Origin of the sequence: Mycobacterium interjectum, from assembly GCF_900078675.2 — a bacterium.
GTDB classification, from domain to species: Bacteria; Actinomycetota; Actinomycetes; order Mycobacteriales; family Mycobacteriaceae; genus Mycobacterium; species Mycobacterium interjectum.
Genome location: NZ_LT546236.1, coordinates 789,367 through 804,866, shown reverse-complemented (window position 1 = coordinate 804,866; position 15,500 = coordinate 789,367). Strand labels below are relative to the sequence as shown.

The window sequence follows — 15,500 nt, the reverse complement described above, 5'->3', positions numbered from 1 at the left end:
TCGGTAAGCAAACCAGCGGATCACAACCGCGCGGGGCGGCTCCTACAGCCACCAGGAGGCCGCGGCGTCCAGATGACGACGGATGCGGTAGCGCGCGAGGCTGTCATCGCCGGCCTTGATCGCCTGCAGGATCCGCACATGGGCGTGCTCGACGGCAGCCACGTCGTCCCACGTCGGAGGGGCCTGCCCGGAGCTGGACCAGTGCCGGCGAAACACCTCGATGATGATCCGAAGAAACAAGTCGAGCAGCGCATTGCCGGCCAGCTGCGCCAGGCCGAGGTGGAACCGGACCTCGTCGACCATGGCCTCGGGGGCCTCGCGCACGCCGCCCCCAGGGGCGCCCCGATGCGCATCCAAGAAGGCCGCCACCTCGGAATCGTTGCGGCGCTTGACGACCCTGGCGACGTTGTCGATCTCGATGGCATCGCGGACGCTTTGCAGGTCCTCGCCGGTGGGCTTGCGGTACTGCAGGTACAGGGCCATGGTGTCGATGCTCGCCTCGGCCCTCGGGCGGGTGACGATCAGCCCGCCGCCCGGCCCGCGGCGCATCTGCGCCACGGAGTGGTATTCGAGCAGCCGCACCGCTTCCCGNGTGATGCCGCTGCAGCCAGGCGGTCACCGCCTCGACGTGCCGCTCGGAGAGCGACCTGGCCCGCGCCGCGTCGCCGGCGGTGACGGCGGCGACGATCTGGGCGTGGTGCTTGTGCACGTGGTCGACCGCCTCGATGGCCTCGGTCGCCGAGTCGGTCCGCGACCGAAGGGCGTACCGGGTGGTGAGCCTGATCAGGATGTCGATGAACAGTTGCAGCACCGGGCTCTTGGATTGCCCCGCCAGCGCGATGTGGAACTCGTCGCGCGGCGCCGGCATGCCCGGCCGCCAGTGCTGCTCCGCGCGCAGCACCGAGCGCAGGCGGTCGATGCCGACTTCGTCGATCCGCTCCGCGGCCAGCGAGGCCGCCAACGGCTCCAGCACCAGGCGCGCGTTGAGCAGGTCGACGAGGGTGGTGCCCACGTACTGGAGGTAGATGACGACGGCGCGGGTCGCGGGGCCGGCGTCCGGCTCGCAGATCAGCAACCCGCCGCCCGGTCCGCGGCGCATTCGGGCGACCTGATGGTGTTCGACGAGGCGAACGGCCTCCCGCAGCACCGATCGGCTGACGCCGTAGCGCTGTTGCAGGGCCTGTTCGGAGCCCAGCGATTCGCCGACGGTCCAGCCGCGGCGAACGACGTCGGCTTCGATGTGGCGGGCAACCTTCGAAGCCATCTTGTTCGCCCGGCCGGCATCGGGCTCGCGGCTTACAGGCTCAATCGCGCTCTCCCACAGGCTCTCTCAACACGTCAGCAGCATGCACCCGGCGACGGGCCCACCGCCCACCGAGACCACGCCGACCTCGGGGCGTTTCGAGACCTGGCGGTCCCCCGCCTCGCCGCGCAGCTGTAGGCACCCTTCGTGCAGGGCCCAGTAGCCGTGCATGCGCCCGGCCGAGAGCTGGCCACCGTAGGTGTTCAGCGGCAGCTGGCCGTCGCGGGCGATTCGCCCGCCGCCCTCGACGAACGGCCCGCCCTCGCCGTCGCCGCACACCCCGAGGGCTTCCAACCAGGCAAGGGTGAGATAGGTGAAACCGTCGTACAATTCGGCGACGTCGAGGTCGGCCGGCGTCAACTGCGTGCGTGACCACATCTGCGCGGTGGCGTCCGACATCGCCATCTTGGGGTAGTCGGCCCGGTGGAACCAGCCACCGGCACCGTCGGATCCGCCGATCGCCTCGACCGCCACCGCGCGGTGCGGGCAGTCGCGGCCATACTCCGCGTTCGACACCACCACCGCGACCGAGCCGTCGATCGGAACGTCGCAATCCAGCAGCCCGAACGGCGTGGACACCGGGCGCGCTCCCAGGTAGTCGGCCATGGTCATCGGTTCGCGGTAGACCGCAAGCGGATTCAGCGCCGCGTTGCGTCTGCCGTTGAGCGCCAGCCAGCCCAGCTGTTCCTTGGTGGTCCCGTACAGCTCCATGTGCCGGCGGCAGTTCAGCGCCAGCCAGTTCGCCGCCGAATAGGCATGCGCCGCAACCAGATCGTTGACGTCGTCCATCGCGCCGACGGCCGGGCGCGGCGCCCCTTCGGGCGTGGCGAACATGCGCGCCAGCGGCTGCGCGGGCGCGTCCTCCTGCGGTTTGACGGGCACCGTGCCGCCGAGCATCTGGATCGTCCGGTACACGACCACATGCCGGGCGCGCCGCTCGGCGACCGCGCGGCACGCCGACATCACCGGGCTCAGCAGGCCGCCGGTGCCGAAGCCGGCGCCGCAGTCGGCGGCCTCGATGCGCAGTTCGGCGTTGACGTCCGCGGCGGGCGTGTCGCCCAGGGTGGCGATTCCGTCGATGTCCGCCGGAGCCAGGCCGGCATCCTCGATGGCCGCCCGCACCGCCTCCATGGTCAGCTCCAGGCCGGGAATGCCGGTGCGACGGCCTATTCGCGAGATGCCGACGCCGGACAAGATCGCGTCCTTTTCGAAATAGGTCATACGCACCGCCCGTCCACCCGAGTCGAATCAATAGAGTGTACTGTATTGGGCGTGTCAGGCCAGCTGCTGATCGAACACTGCGACACGTGCGCGCGCTGGGTTCATCCGGCGGCCGGCGAATGCCGCGACTGCGGCGCCCCGCTGGTGGCGCGAGCCGTATCCGGGCGCGGCACGGTGTTCACCTACACGGTCAATCACCACCCGTACAACCCCGACATTGCGACCCCCTATGTGATCGCCATCGTCGAGCTCGCCGAACAGAGCGGGCTGCGGGTGGCGGCCAATATCGTTGGCTGTGAGCCCGATTCGGTGACGTGCGGGATGCCCGTCGACATCCAGCCCGACAAGGGCAGCGGCGGCGCGCCCCAATTCGCGCCGGCCTAGCCTGCCGGGCGCCGAGCGTGCGCAAAATGCCGGCCCGCGCGGCGTGTCGTTGTGCAAACACGCACGCTCGCCGGAAAAAGGGCTAGTTGATCAGCGGGTCGCGCGGCATGCCGAGGATCCGCTCGGCGATCTGGTTGCGGGTGACCTCCGAGGTGCCGCCGGCGATCGACATGCCGCGCGCCCCCATGATCATGCGGCTCGCCAACGCGCCCTGCCCGTCGCCCAGCGCGACCTCGGGCCCCAGCAACGCCGCCGAGATCGCGGCGCCGTCCACCATGTGTTCGGCCAGCTTGAGTTTGGTGACGTTGCCTTCCGGTCCCGGGCCCGCCCCTTCGACGCTGCGGGCGACGCGGCGCAGGTTCAGCAGCCGCAGCGCGTGGTCATCGGCCAGGTAGTTTCCCACGCGGATGTTGGCCCCCGCCAACTGATCCGGCCGCTGCCGGGCGAGCTCGATCAGCATGTCCGCCAGGCCCTCGTAGAACGACCCGCTGCCGCCGATGCTGACGCGCTCGTTGCCGAGCGTGGCACGAGCGACCGTCCACCCGGTGTTGGGCTCGCCGACGACGTCTTCGTCGGGCACGAACAGGTCGTTGAAGAACACCTCGTTGAAATCCGAGCCGCCGGTGATCTGCCGCAGCGGCCGCACCTCGACCTCGGGCGCCTTCATGTCGACGATCACCGTGGTGATGCCGGCGTGCTTCGGCGCCTCCGGGTCGGTGCGCACGGTGGCCAGCCCCCGCGCGCAGTAGTGCGCCCCGCTGGTCCACACCTTTTGCCCGTTGATCTTCCAGCCACCGTCGACGCGGGTGGCGCGGGTCTTGATGGACGCCGCGTCCGATCCGGCATCCGGCTCGGAGAACAGCTGACACCAGATCTCGTCTTTGCGCAGCGCCTTCTCCACGAATCTTTCGATCTGCCAAGGCGTTCCGTGCTGGATCAGGGTCAGGATCACCCAGCCGGTGATCCCGTAGTCGGGTCGCTTGACGCCCGCGGTGCGGAACTCTTCCTCGATCACCAGCTGCTCCACCGCGTCGGCCCCGCGCCCCCAGGGTTGGGGCCAGTGCGGCATCACGTAGCCGGTCTCGATCAGCTTGTCGCGCTGCGCCTGCTTGTCCAGGGCGGCGAGTTCGGCGGCGTCGGCGTGGATGCGGGTGCGCAGCTCTTCGGCCTCGGGCGGCAGGTCCAGGCTGTTCTCGCGTACGGCGCCGGCCGCGGTGCGTTCGAACACGTCGGCCGCCGGGGCGTCCCCGCCGAACAGCGCCGCGGTCACCAGCGACCGGCGCAGGTGCAGGTGGGCGTCGTGCTCCCAGGTGAAGCCGATGCCGCCGTGCACCTGAATGTTGAGTTCGGCATTGCGCGCATACGCCGGGAAGGCCAGCGCGGCGGCCACGGCGGCGACCAGGCGGAACTGATCCTCATCCTCCGCCGCCGCGCGCGAGGCATCCCACACCGCGGCGGTCGCCGACTCGGAGGCCACCAGCATGTTGGCGCAATGATGCTTGACGGCTTGGAAAGTCGCGATGGTGCGGCCGAATTGCTGGCGCACCTTGGCGTAGTCGACGGCGGCCTCCACACAGTCGGACGCCCCGCCGACGGCCTCGGCGGCCAGCAGGGTGCGCGCGCGGGCCAGCGCCGATTCCCGCGCCCCGAACACGATGTCGTCGGAGCCGACGCTGACGTTGTCCAGGCTGACGCGTCCGGAGCGCCGGGTCGGATCGAGGTTGTCGGGTACGTCCACCGAGACGCCGGGCCGGCCGCGTTCCAGCAGCAGCAGGTCGTCACCGGCGGCGATCACCAGCAGGTCGGCCAGCCCGGCACCCAGCACGATCCCGGCGTCGCCGTTGGCTACGCCGTCGGAGGCCCGGGCCTCGCCACCCAGGCCGATCCCCGCGGTGACGGTGCCGTCGATCAGCCCGGGCAGCAACCGCGACTTCTGCTCGGGCGTGCCGTCTTTGGCGAGCACCGCCGACGCGATCACGGTCGGCACGAACGGCCCCGGCGCCACCGCGCGGCCGAGTTCCTCGACGACCACGACGAGCTCGGGCAACCCATAGCCCGACCCACCGTGTTCTTCGTCGACGTGCAACCCGAGCCAGCCGAGCTCCACCAGGTTGTGCCAGAACGGGGGCCGGGATTCGTCGGCCGCGTCGAGCAGGGAGCGGGCCGCCCAGCGCGCCTTCTGCGCGGTCAGGAACGCGCGGGCTACCTCGGCGAGTTCGCGGTGGTCGTCGGTCAGTGCGATACCCATGAGGGCCTCCTCGCGCCGCTGCCGGGGGTGACTGCCTGCCCCGCTCCGAGGGGGAGCGGGGCGGCTGCCTAAAGAGTGTACTTATTCCCCGAGAGCGCCCGGGCGGGGGTGCCTACTTCGGCGCGAACCGCTGCCCGGCGTCCAGCCGCAGGCACTGGCCGTTGAGCATGGGGTTGTCCACGATGGCCGCCGCCAGCTTCGCGTACTCCTCGGGCCGGCCCAGGCGTTTCGGGAAGGCCGCGTCCTTGGTGAGCGCCGCCGCGAATTCATCCGGAATGCCCTGGGTCAGCCCCGTGGCGAACAGGCTCGGCGCGATCGCCAGCACGCGGATCCCCAGCGAACCCAGGTCACGCGCCATGGTCAGGCACATGCCCGCGATGCCCGCCTTCGCGGCGGTGTAGGCGACCTGCCCGATCTGGCCCTCGAACGCCGCGATCGACGCCGTGTTGATGATGACGCCGCGCTCTTCGTCCTCGGGTTCGTTCTTGGCCATGTGGGCGGCGGCCAGCCGGCTGATGTTGAAGGTGGCGATGAGGTTGAGGTCGATGACGGACTGGAAGGACTCCAGGTCGTGCGGGCCGTTCTTGGTCATCGTCCGCTTGGCGATGCCGCCGCCGGCGGTGGTGATGACGACGTGCAGGCCGCCGAGCTTGTCGACCGCGGTCTGCAGCGTCTCCTCGGTACCGGCGAAGTCGGTGACGTCGACCGGGTAGAACGAACCGCCGACGCCCTCGGCGACGGTCTTGCCGTCGGAGCCCTCGCGGTCGAGGATGGCGACGTCCGCGCCCCGGTCGTGCAGCAGTTCGGCGCTGGCGCGACCCATCCCCGACGCGCCGCCGATGACGACGACCTTCTTCCCGTTGATCTCCATCCGGGCCTCCTTTTCCAGGCTTGTCAGAATCCGTGAAATTTGTAACGTTAGCTACGCACGCTAGCGTGTCCGTCCGGCAGGGCCGTCGGCGAGCCATGCCAAGCTGGGCGGCGTGCTCCTCCACGACGTCGCAAGCACATCGCTTAATGTCGGCGGCACGTCATCGCGGCTGACCAAGGTCGCCCACATCGCCGACCTGCTGCGCCGCGCCGCCGCCGACCCTCAGGCGGTGGCGATCATCGTCGCGTGGCTCTCGGGTGAGCTACGCCAACGCCAGATCGGTGTCGGCTGGGCGTCGTTGCGCTCCCGGCCGCCGCCGGGGGCCGGGCCCCCGACGCTGACCGTCGCCGGGGTCGACGCCGCCTTCTCCGAAATCGGGGCGGTGTCGGGCACGGGGTCACAGGCGCGGCGGGCCGAACTCCTCAACGCATTGTTCGCCGCGGCGACCCAAACCGAGCAGGCGTTCCTGGTGCGGCTGCTCGGCGGCGAGCTGCGCCAGGGGGCGCTGGCCGGCATCATGGCCGACGCCGTCGCCAAGGCCGCCGGAATCCCGGTCGCGTCGGTGCAACGCGCCGCGATGCTGGGCGGGGATTTGCCGGCGGTGGCCGCGGCCGCCCTGTCCGGCTCGGCCGCGGCCCTGGACGCATTCACCCTGCGGGTGGGCCGGCCGGTCAGCCCGATGCTGGCCCAGACCGCGACCGGTGTGACCAATGCGATCGAACGCCACAGCGGCACAACGATTTTCGAGGCGAAGCTGGACGGCGCGCGCGTGCAGATTCACCGGGCCGGCGATGAGGTCACGGTGTACACCCGCAGCCTCGACGACGTCACCGCCCGGCTCCCGGAGGTCGTCGAGGCGACGCTGGCGCTGCCGGTCACCGACCTGATCGCCGACGCCGAGGCGATCGCCCTGCGGCCCGACAACTCACCGCACCGCTTCCAGGTCACGGCCTCGCGCTTCGGCCGGTCCGTCGATGTCGCGGCCGCGGTTGCCGCGCAGCGGCTTTCGGTGTTCTTCTTCGACGTTCTGCACCGCGACGGCGCCGACCTGCTGGACGCGCCGACCACCGACCGGCTGGCCGCCCTGGACGCGCTGGTCCCGCCCGCGCAGCGGGTCGACCGGTTGCTGACGTCCGATCCCGCGGCCGCCGCCCGCTTCCTGGACGCCACGCTCGCCGCCGGCCACGAGGGGGTGATGGCCAAGGCGCCCGGCGCGCCGTACCTCGCGGGCCGGCGCGGGGCGGGCTGGCTCAAGGTCAAGCCGGTGCACACGCTGGACCTGGTGGTGCTCGCCGTGGAGTGGGGGTCGGGGCGCCGTCGCGGCAAGCTCTCCAACATCCACCTGGGCGCGCGGGATCCCGCCACCGGCGAATTCGTCATGGTGGGAAAGACTTTCAAGGGAATGACCGACGCCATGCTGGACTGGCAGACCGCCCGGTTCAGCGAGCTCGCGGTCTCCCAAACAGGAGAAGCCACCGACGGATACGTGGTCAACGTGCGCCCCGAGCAGGTCGTCGAGATCGCCCTGGACGGCGTGCAGAAGTCGTCGCGGTATCCGGGTGGCCTGGCGCTGCGGTTCGCCCGGGTGGTGCGCTACCGCGACGACAAGGGCCCGGCCGAGGCCGACACCATCGACGCCGTGCGCGCGCTGTACTAAAACACGCCTGCAACAGGCATTGTCGGTTTTGCGCGCGTAGGGTTTCCGCCGTGACAGTCGAAGACCATCACAAAGACGTCAGCTTCATCCGCACAGATCAAGACCTGCCGCCCGTCGCGATCATCGACCGGTCCCCCATCACGCTGCGGCACAAGCTCGTCTTCGGGGTGATCGCGGTCGTCGGCGCCGTCGCCTGGGCGATCATCGCGTTCGTTCGCGGCGAGACGGTGAACGCCGTCTGGTTCGTCGTCGCGGCGAGCTGCACCTACATCATCGGCTACCGGTTCTACGCGCGACTGGTCGAGATGAAGATCGTCCGGCCGCGCGACGAACACGCCACGCCCGCCGAGGTTCTCGACGACGGCACCGACTACGTGCCGACCGACCGGCGCGTGCTGTTCGGCCATCACTTCGCCGCCATCGCCGGGGCCGGGCCGCTGGTGGGTCCCGTGCTGGCCACCCAGATGGGCTACCTGCCGGGCGCGATCTGGATCGTCATCGGCGCGGTGTTCGGCGGCTGCGTCCAGGACTACCTGGTCTTGTGGATCTCCACCCGGCGCCGCGGCCGCTCCCTGGGCCAGATGGCCCGCGACGAGCTGGGCGCGACCGGCGGAGCCGCCGCCCTGGTGGGGGTCCTCGCCATCATGGTGATCCTGATCGCGGTGCTGGCGCTGATCGTGGTCAAGGCGCTGGCCGAGAGCCCCTGGGGAGTGTTCTCCATCGCCATGACCATCCCCATCGCCCTGTTCATGGGCTGCTACCTGCGGTTCATCCGGCCCGGGCGGGTGACGGAGGTTTCGGTGATCGGCTTCGCGCTGCTGCTGATCGCCGTCGCGTCCGGCAACTGGGTGGCCGAAACATCCTGGGGCGCAGCCTGGTTCACCCTGTCCCCGGTCACCCTGTGCTGGTGCCTCATCGTCTACGGTTTCGCCGCGTCGGTGCTGCCGGTGTGGTTGCTGCTCGCGCCGCGCGACTACCTGTCGACTTTCATGAAGGTCGGCGCCGTCGCCTTGCTGGCGATCGGCATCTGCATCGCCCGGCCGGTCATGCAGGCGCCCGCGATGTCGCACTTCGCCACCAAGGGCAACGGTCCCGTGTTCGCCGGCTCGCTGTTCCCCTTCCTGTTCATCACGATCGCGTGCGGGGCGCTGTCCGGATTCCATGCGCTGATCTCGTCGGGGACGACGCCGAAGCTGCTGGAAAAAGAGGGGCAGATGCGGGTGATCGGCTACGGCGGCATGATCACCGAGTCGTTCGTCGCCGTCATGGCGCTGATCACCGCGTCGATCATCAACCAGCACCTGTACTTCACCCTCAACGCCCCGGCCGCGCAGACCGGCGGCACCGCGACCACCGCCGCGAACTACGTCAACTCACTCGGCCTGTCCGGCGCCCCGGCCACCGCCGGCCAGATCAGCCAGGCCGCCGCCGACGTGGGCGAGAAATCGATCGTGTCGCGCACCGGCGGGGCGCCGACGCTGGCGTTGGGCATGTCCGACGTGCTGCAGCGCGTTTTCGGCGGCGCCGCGCTCAAATCCTTCTGGTACCACTTCGCGATCATGTTCGAGGCGCTGTTCATTTTGACCACCCTCGACGCGGGCACCCGGGTCAACCGCTTCATGCTCTCCGACGCGCTGGGCAACTTCGGCGGCCCGCTGGCCAAACTGCGGAACCCGAGCTGGCGCCCCGGCGTCTGGCTGTGCAGCCTGGCCGTGGTCGCCACGTGGGGCAGCACCCTGCTGATGGGCGTGACCGACCCGCTGGGCGGCATCAACACGCTGTTCCCCCTGTTCGGCATCGCCAACCAGCTGCTCGCGGGGATGTCTTTGACCGTCATCACCGCTGTGGTCATCAAAAAGGGCCTGCTGAAGTGGGCGTGGATTCCGGGGATTCCGTTGCTGTGGGATCTGGCCGTCACGCTGACGGCGTCGTGGCAAAAGATCTTTTCCGCGGATCCAGCCATCGGCTACTGGACGCAACATTCCCGGTATCTGGCGGCACGAAGCGCGGGGAAGACGGCATTCGGTGCGGCGAAGAACGCCCACCAACTCGACGAGGTCATCCGGAACACCTTCATCCAGGGCGCCCTGTCGATCCTGTTCGCCCTGGTCGTCGTGATCGTGTTCGTGGCCGGAGTTGTCGCCGCCGTCAAGGCAATTCGCGGCGGCGGCCGGCCGCTGACCGAGGAAGAGCCGGTGCCGTCGAAGCGCTTCGCGCCGTCCGGTCTGATCCCCACGCCGGCCGAGCGGGAGTTGCAAAGACAATGGGACGCGGTCCCGGCCCCCGGCCGTTAATCGCGCTTGCCGTCGGGCTGCGCAATCCAGTGGCGCGCATCATCGGCTTTCGCCCCGTCAAACGTGCGGTAGCGCCCGGGCCAGAGGAACCCAAAGAGCTCGCTGAATCTGGCCATCTGCTTCACCCATTCCGCGTCACTGACGACCGCGCAGCGATCCCAGTCGAAGTAGTGGCCGATACCGAACTTGGAATCGGCCCAGATTGCGCCCGGGCCGAAACCGGCGAAGTCGGGGGCGATCTCGAGGTAGATCCCCACCCGTTCGTGCCGGCGCAGCTTGTCTTCGAAGCCGGGCACGAGCACCCCGTCGTAATCCGCCTTGGTCACGTGCCCGTGGAACCTGAACGCGGCGACGTCGTCGGGGAAATCCGTGAGCAGCTCGATCACGGCGCCTCCTGCACAAGCGCATTCCCCCAGTGACGCCATCGTCTCTGCGCCGGGCGCGGCGGCCTAGGGGCCAAAGTCATCGTCATCGCCACCGTTGGCCACGTTTTCGCCAATTGCGGTTGAGGTAGTCAACTACGCATGCCAGGGGGTGATCGTCGACCGTACGGTAGTGGCGCCAAGGACCGTATAGCCCGGTCAAGGCGCCACATCGGAAAAGAGGTAGACGATGTTGGTATCACCAACGGGCCTCGACGCGCCGCCCATCGGTCAACAGCCCTCGGCTGCGCCGCCGGTGGAGGTGACCTCCGCCGAGGTTCTGATCAGCACCCAGCAGGTGGTTTTCAGCACCGCAACCGCCTTGGGGGCGGTGCACCGCAAAAGCATCGGCGGCCGGCTGGTCGCCATCGCCCGACGAATCCTCACCACCCCGACCGATGCATCGGCCCCGCAGCGAAGGCACTACCCGAAGCGCTACGGATTCCTCGAGAACGCCCTCATGGCACGCGAAATGGAAAGATTATGAACGTTGTCCTCACGCTCGCGTCCGCGATGCTGATGGTGGTGATCGCCAAGGGGATCTACAGCCTGCAGTGGTGGCTCGAGCGTAGCGACTACATCCGTCATTTCGAGGATTGACCGCCCCGCACCGGACGGCGTGCCCGCGGCGGCACGCCGGAGGAAAAAGTTCGTGCCGAAATGCCCTGCAGCCTCCTAGAATTGTGCGGAATGAGGGTCGGCATCGACTTTGGCACCACCCACACCGTCGTTGCGGCCGTCGACCGGGGTAACTATCCGGTCATCTCGTTCGACGGGCTGGACGCCTGGCCCTCGATCATCGCCGCCAACACCGACGGGGAGCTGCGATTCGGGGTGGACGCGGCCGCCGTGCGCCACGAGCCGGGCTGGTCGGTGCTGCGGTCGTTCAAACGCCTCCTCAACGAGGCCGGACCGCAGACCGAGGTCAACCTGGCCGGCCGCAACCACCGGCTGGCCGACCTCCTCACCGGCTTTCTGGCCCAGCTGAAACGCGACCTGCAGCGTCGCTCGAACGCCATCCTGGCGCCGGGCGAGACCATCGAGGCCGCGATCAGCGTGCCCGCCAACGCCTCCAGCGCCCAGCGGCTGCTGACGCTGGACGCGTTCGTCGCGGCGGGTTTCCACGTCGCCGCGCTGCTGAACGAGCCGTCGGCCGCCAGCCTCGAGTACGCGCATCGGTACCGCTCCACCATCACCGCCAGACGCGAGTACGTCCTGGTCTACGACCTCGGCGGCGGCACGTTCGACGCGTCGCTGCTGAAGATGACCGGGCACGAGAACGAGGTCGTCATCAGCGAGGGCATCCAACGCCTCGGCGGCGACGACTTCGACACGGCGATCGTGGACCTCGTCCTGGACCGGCTGAACCTGCCGGGGGTGGATCCCGCCGCCCGCGAGTTGCTCATGCAGGAGTGCGCCGCCCGCAAGGAGGCCGTCGGGCCACAGACGCGGCGTTTCCTGGTGGACCTGACGGGCGTCGACGCGGTCGACCGGCCCCCGTTCTCCTGTGGCATCGACGACGTCTACTCCGTCTGCGCGCCGCTCGTCGACAAGACCACCGAACTGCTGGACCGCGTCCTGCACGCTCCCGCTCCCGGCGGCAGGGACGTGGCCTGGTCGGAGGTGGCGGGCATCTACGTGGTGGGCGGGGCCGGGGGCTTCCCGCTGGTTTCTCGGATGCTGCGCACGGCATTCGGCGAGAAGCGGGTGAAGCGCTCCCCGCACCCGTTCGCCGCGACGGCCATCGGCTTGGCGGTCTTCCTCGACAAGGAGGCGGGTTTCGCGTTGTCCGAACGCTTTTCGCGGCACTTCGGGGTCTTTCGCGAGGCGCAAGCAGGCACCGACGTGGTGTTCGACCCGATCGTGCCGAAGGACGCCTCCCTTCCGGTGGATGGCCGCACCCCACTGGTCGTGCGGCGGGCCTACCGGGCGGCGCACAACATCGGACACTTCCGCTTCGTCGAGTGCAGCCGCCTGGTCAACGGGCGGCCCGACGGCGACGTGACGCCCTACGATCCCGTCCTGTTCCCCTTCGACCCGGCCCTGTACGACCGGGAGGACCTCGGGCGGCAACCGGTCGGCCGCTGCAGCGACGGACCCGATGTCGAGGAGCGCTACGTCGTCGCCCCCAGCGGCGCCGTCGAAGTGACGCTGACGACGCACCCGGCCGGCTTCAAGCGCACCTTCCGGCTGGAGCGCTGCGCGGCAGCGGCCTCGTAGGCCGAACGGCTGAAGGGAGACACCGAATGTCCACCTGGCTGATCACCGGCTGCTCGACGGGACTGGGCCGCGCGCTCGCCGAGGCGGTCATCGCCGCCGGCCACAACGCCGTCGTCACCGCGCGCGACGTCGCGAAGGTCGCCGAGTTGGCCGAGACCACGCCGGAGCGGGTGCTGGCCGTCGCCCTCGACGTCACCAAGCCCGCGCAGGTCACCTCCGCCGTGCGGCGGGGCCACGAGCGGTTCGGCGGCCTCGATGTCCTGGTCAACAACGCCGGCTACGGCTACCGCGCCGCCGTCGAAGAGGGCGACGACGCCGAGGTCCGGGAGTTGTTCGAGACGCACTTCTTCGGCGCGGTCGCGATGATCAAGGCGGTGCTGCCCGGCATGCGGGCGCGGCGCAGCGGCGCGATCGTCAACATCTCCTCGATCGGCGCGACGGTAACCCCGGTGGGATCCGGCTACTACGCGGCGGCCAAGGCCGCCATCGAAGGCGTCAGCGGGGCCCTGCGCGGTGAGCTCGCGCCGCTGGGCATCTCGGTGACGGTCGTCGAACCCGGCGCCTTCCGCACCGACTTCGCCGGTCGCTCGCTTGCCCAGTCGGCCGCGGTCATCGACGACTACGCCGCCACCGCCGGGCAGCGGCGCAAGGAGAACGACACCATGCACGGCAACCAGGCCGGCGACCCGGCCAAGGCGGCCACGGCGATCATCGCGGCCGTCGAGTCAAGCGAGCCGCCGGGTTTCCTGCTGCTCGGCCCCGACGCCCTGGCCATCTACCGCTACGTCGCGGACGCCCGCGCCGCGGAGATCGCGAAATGGGAAGGGCTGACCAGCGGCACCAATTACGGCTGAGCCTCAGCCGCGCACCGCGGGCAGCACGTCGCTTTCCCACGCCGCGGCAAGATCTGCGAGGTCTGCCCCGGCACCGCCTCGTTGCCTCACAACCGGTGCGCCACCTTCCGCGCGGCGTCGACGGTGCGGCCGGCCGCGCCGTCGGCGCAGCCCAGCGCGCACGAGAGCGAGAATCCCTTCCCCATTTTGGAGAAGGTTATTCTCCTAGGCCGAGAGACGCTTTACGATCGGTGGGTGCCACACACGCTGGAACTCGACCGGCCCCGCGACGGCGTCGTCGTCGTGCGGCTGAGCCGACCGGAGCGGCTCAACGCCATCAACGAGGCCATGCAAACCGAATTAGGCTGCGCCCTAGACGATTTGGCGAACGATTCCTCGGTGCGTGCGGTCGTGCTCACCGGCGCCGGTCGCGGCTTTTGCGCCGGGATCGACGTGCGCGACTTCGGGCCCAGCGCGCCGGAGGCGACCGCCCCGGCGCTGGATCGGATGCGGTTCCAGGAGGGCATGGCCGCGCTCGCCGAACGCATCCGGGAGGTGCCGCAGCCGGTCATCGCCGCGGTCAACGGCCCGTGCGTCGGCGCCGGGTTCGCGCTGTGCCTGGCCGCCGACATCCGAATCTGCTCGGCGGGAGCCTCGTTCGGCAACGGGGCCATCCTGCTGGGGCTGTCGGGAGCCGAGATGGGCATGAGTTACCACCTCCCCCGCATCGTGGGCACCAGCGTCGCGGCCGACTGGATGCTGACCGGACGCACGGTATCGGCCGGCGAAGCCGATCGGCGGGGGCTGGTCAGCGAGGTCGTCGACCCCGATCGGTTGATCGACCGCGCCGTCGAGTTGGCGGGGCTGATCGCGGGCCTCGCGCCGCTCGGCGCGCAGCTGACCAAGCGCGCGCTGCAGGTCAACACCGACGCGGCGAGCCTGTCGGCGGCGCTGGAGCTGGAGAACCGCAACCAGGTGATCGCGCATGCGACCGAGGAGGCGGCCGAACGCCGCGCGAAGTGGGCCCGGTGAGCGGCCCGCTGAACGGCGTGCGCATCGTGATGATGGGCGGCCTGGGTCCGGCCCCGTTTTGCGGAATGCTGTTGGGAGACTTGGGCGCCGACGTGGTTCGCGTCGACGCCCCCGCGGGTGTGGACGGCGCGCTGCCCATCGACTACACGGTCCGGCGCAGCCAGCGGTCGCTGGCCGCCGACGTCAAGGATCCCCGCGGCACGGAACTGGTGCACCGGTTGGCCGCGGACGCGGACGGGTTCGTCGACGTGTTCCGGCCCGGCGTCGCCGAACGGTTGGGCATCGGGCCGGACGCGTTGCGGGAGCGCAATCCCCGCCTGGTGTATGCCCGCATGACGGGCTACGGGCAGGACGGACCCCTGGCCGGGCACGCCGGCCACGACATCAACTACATCGCCCTGGCCGGAGCCCTGCACGGCATCGGCACCGCCGAATCGCCGGTGCCGCCACTGAATCTGGTCGGGGACTACGGCGGCGGCGGGATGCTGCTGGCGGTGGGGTTGCTCAGCGCGATCCTCGAGGCCCGCCAGTCGGGGGCGGGTCAGGTGCTCGACGTGGCGATGGTCGACGGCGCCGCGACGCTGATGGCGCCGTACTTCGGGATGGTCGCCGCTGGCACCTGGCGCGACCGCCGCGAGGACAATCTGCTCGACGGCGCGGCCCACTTCTACGGCACCTACGCCACGGCCGACGGCGGCCACGTCGCCGTCGGCGCGATGGAACGAAAGTTCTACGCCGAACTGTGCGATCACCTCGGCGTCGACGTGCCCCAGGATGACGACCGGCCGGCGACGTGGGCCACCCACCGGGCCGAGTTGGCCGCGCGCTTCGCCGAGAGGACCCGCGACGAGTGGGAGCGCATCCTCGATTCGCCGGGATGCTGTGCGACGCCGGTGCTTTCACTGAACGAGGCGCCCCGGCATCCCCACGCCGCCGCGCGGCGGGCCTTCATCGAGGTCGACGGTGTCACGCAACCCGCACCCGCGCCCCGCTTCTCGCGCAGCCGGCCCGCGGC

The 15,500-nt window shown here is 70.1% G+C and carries 12 protein-coding genes and 1 pseudogene; 8 read left to right on the top strand and 5 right to left on the bottom strand.

Annotated elements, in window-relative coordinates; translation table 11 throughout:
• Nucleotides 1–42: 42 nt before the first annotated feature.
• Nucleotides 43–1,264, bottom strand: a pseudogene (locus BN4348_RS33915) (FadR/GntR family transcriptional regulator).
• 66 nt (nt 1,265–1,330) lie between these two features.
• Nucleotides 1,331–2,524, bottom strand: coding sequence for a thiolase family protein (locus BN4348_RS33910; RefSeq protein ID WP_066909107.1), 1,194 nt, complete (start codon nt 2,522–2,524; stop codon nt 1,331–1,333).
• 51 nt (nt 2,525–2,575) lie between these two features.
• Between BN4348_RS33910 and BN4348_RS33905 the strand changes: the two genes are divergently transcribed.
• Nucleotides 2,576–2,908, top strand: coding sequence for a Zn-ribbon domain-containing OB-fold protein (locus BN4348_RS33905; RefSeq protein ID WP_096866066.1), 333 nt, complete (start codon nt 2,576–2,578; stop codon nt 2,906–2,908).
• Nucleotides 2,909–2,990: 82 nt separating this feature from the next.
• On the opposite strand, the gene BN4348_RS33900 is transcribed toward BN4348_RS33905, so the two are convergent.
• Together BN4348_RS33900 and BN4348_RS33895 are read right to left on the bottom strand one after the other, a co-directional pair.
• The gene (locus BN4348_RS33900; protein ID WP_066909101.1) at nt 2,991–5,156 is read right to left on the bottom strand and encodes an acyl-CoA dehydrogenase; all 2,166 of its coding nucleotides are present in this window, start codon (nt 5,154–5,156) and stop codon (nt 2,991–2,993) included.
• Nucleotides 5,157–5,268: 112 nt separating this feature from the next.
• Nucleotides 5,269–6,027, bottom strand: coding sequence for an SDR family NAD(P)-dependent oxidoreductase (locus BN4348_RS33895; protein WP_066909098.1), 759 nt, complete (start codon nt 6,025–6,027; stop codon nt 5,269–5,271).
• Between the two features lie 112 nt (nt 6,028–6,139).
• Between BN4348_RS33895 and BN4348_RS33890 the strand changes: the two genes are divergently transcribed.
• Entirely contained in the window at nt 6,140–7,684 is a 1,545-nt protein-coding gene (locus BN4348_RS33890; protein ID WP_066909095.1) for an ATP-dependent DNA ligase, read from the top strand.
• A gap of 50 nt (nt 7,685–7,734) precedes the next feature.
• Nucleotides 7,735–9,978, top strand: a complete 2,244-nt coding sequence (locus BN4348_RS33885) for a carbon starvation CstA family protein (RefSeq protein ID WP_066909092.1) — start codon at nt 7,735–7,737, stop codon at nt 9,976–9,978.
• Here the strand turns inward: BN4348_RS33885 and BN4348_RS33880 are convergent.
• Nucleotides 9,975–10,364 (bottom strand): SpoIIAA family protein, encoded by a 390-nt coding sequence (locus BN4348_RS33880; RefSeq protein ID WP_066909089.1) that lies wholly within the window; start codon nt 10,362–10,364, stop codon nt 9,975–9,977. The genes BN4348_RS33885 and BN4348_RS33880 overlap by 4 nt on opposite strands.
• 226 nt (nt 10,365–10,590) lie before the next feature.
• On the opposite strand from BN4348_RS33880, the gene BN4348_RS33875 reads away from it, so the two are divergent.
• The 5 genes from BN4348_RS33875 to BN4348_RS33855 form a co-directional block, all read left to right on the top strand.
• Entirely contained in the window at nt 10,591–10,887 is a 297-nt protein-coding gene (locus tag BN4348_RS33875) for a hypothetical protein (protein WP_142308625.1), read from the top strand.
• 203 nt (nt 10,888–11,090) lie between these two features.
• The gene (locus BN4348_RS33870; RefSeq protein WP_066909083.1) at nt 11,091–12,620 is read left to right on the top strand and encodes an Hsp70 family protein; all 1,530 of its coding nucleotides are present in this window, start codon (nt 11,091–11,093) and stop codon (nt 12,618–12,620) included.
• Nucleotides 12,621–12,646: 26 nt separating this feature from the next.
• Entirely contained in the window at nt 12,647–13,474 is an 828-nt protein-coding gene (locus tag BN4348_RS33865) for an oxidoreductase (RefSeq protein WP_066909080.1), read from the top strand.
• 234 nt (nt 13,475–13,708) lie between these two features.
• Nucleotides 13,709–14,485, top strand: coding sequence for an enoyl-CoA hydratase/isomerase family protein (locus BN4348_RS33860; RefSeq protein WP_066909076.1), 777 nt, complete (start codon nt 13,709–13,711; stop codon nt 14,483–14,485).
• A partial coding sequence (locus BN4348_RS33855; protein ID WP_066909166.1) for a CaiB/BaiF CoA transferase family protein occupies nt 14,482–15,500 on the top strand: 1,019 nt, incomplete at its 3' end. The genes BN4348_RS33860 and BN4348_RS33855, both read left to right, overlap by 4 nt.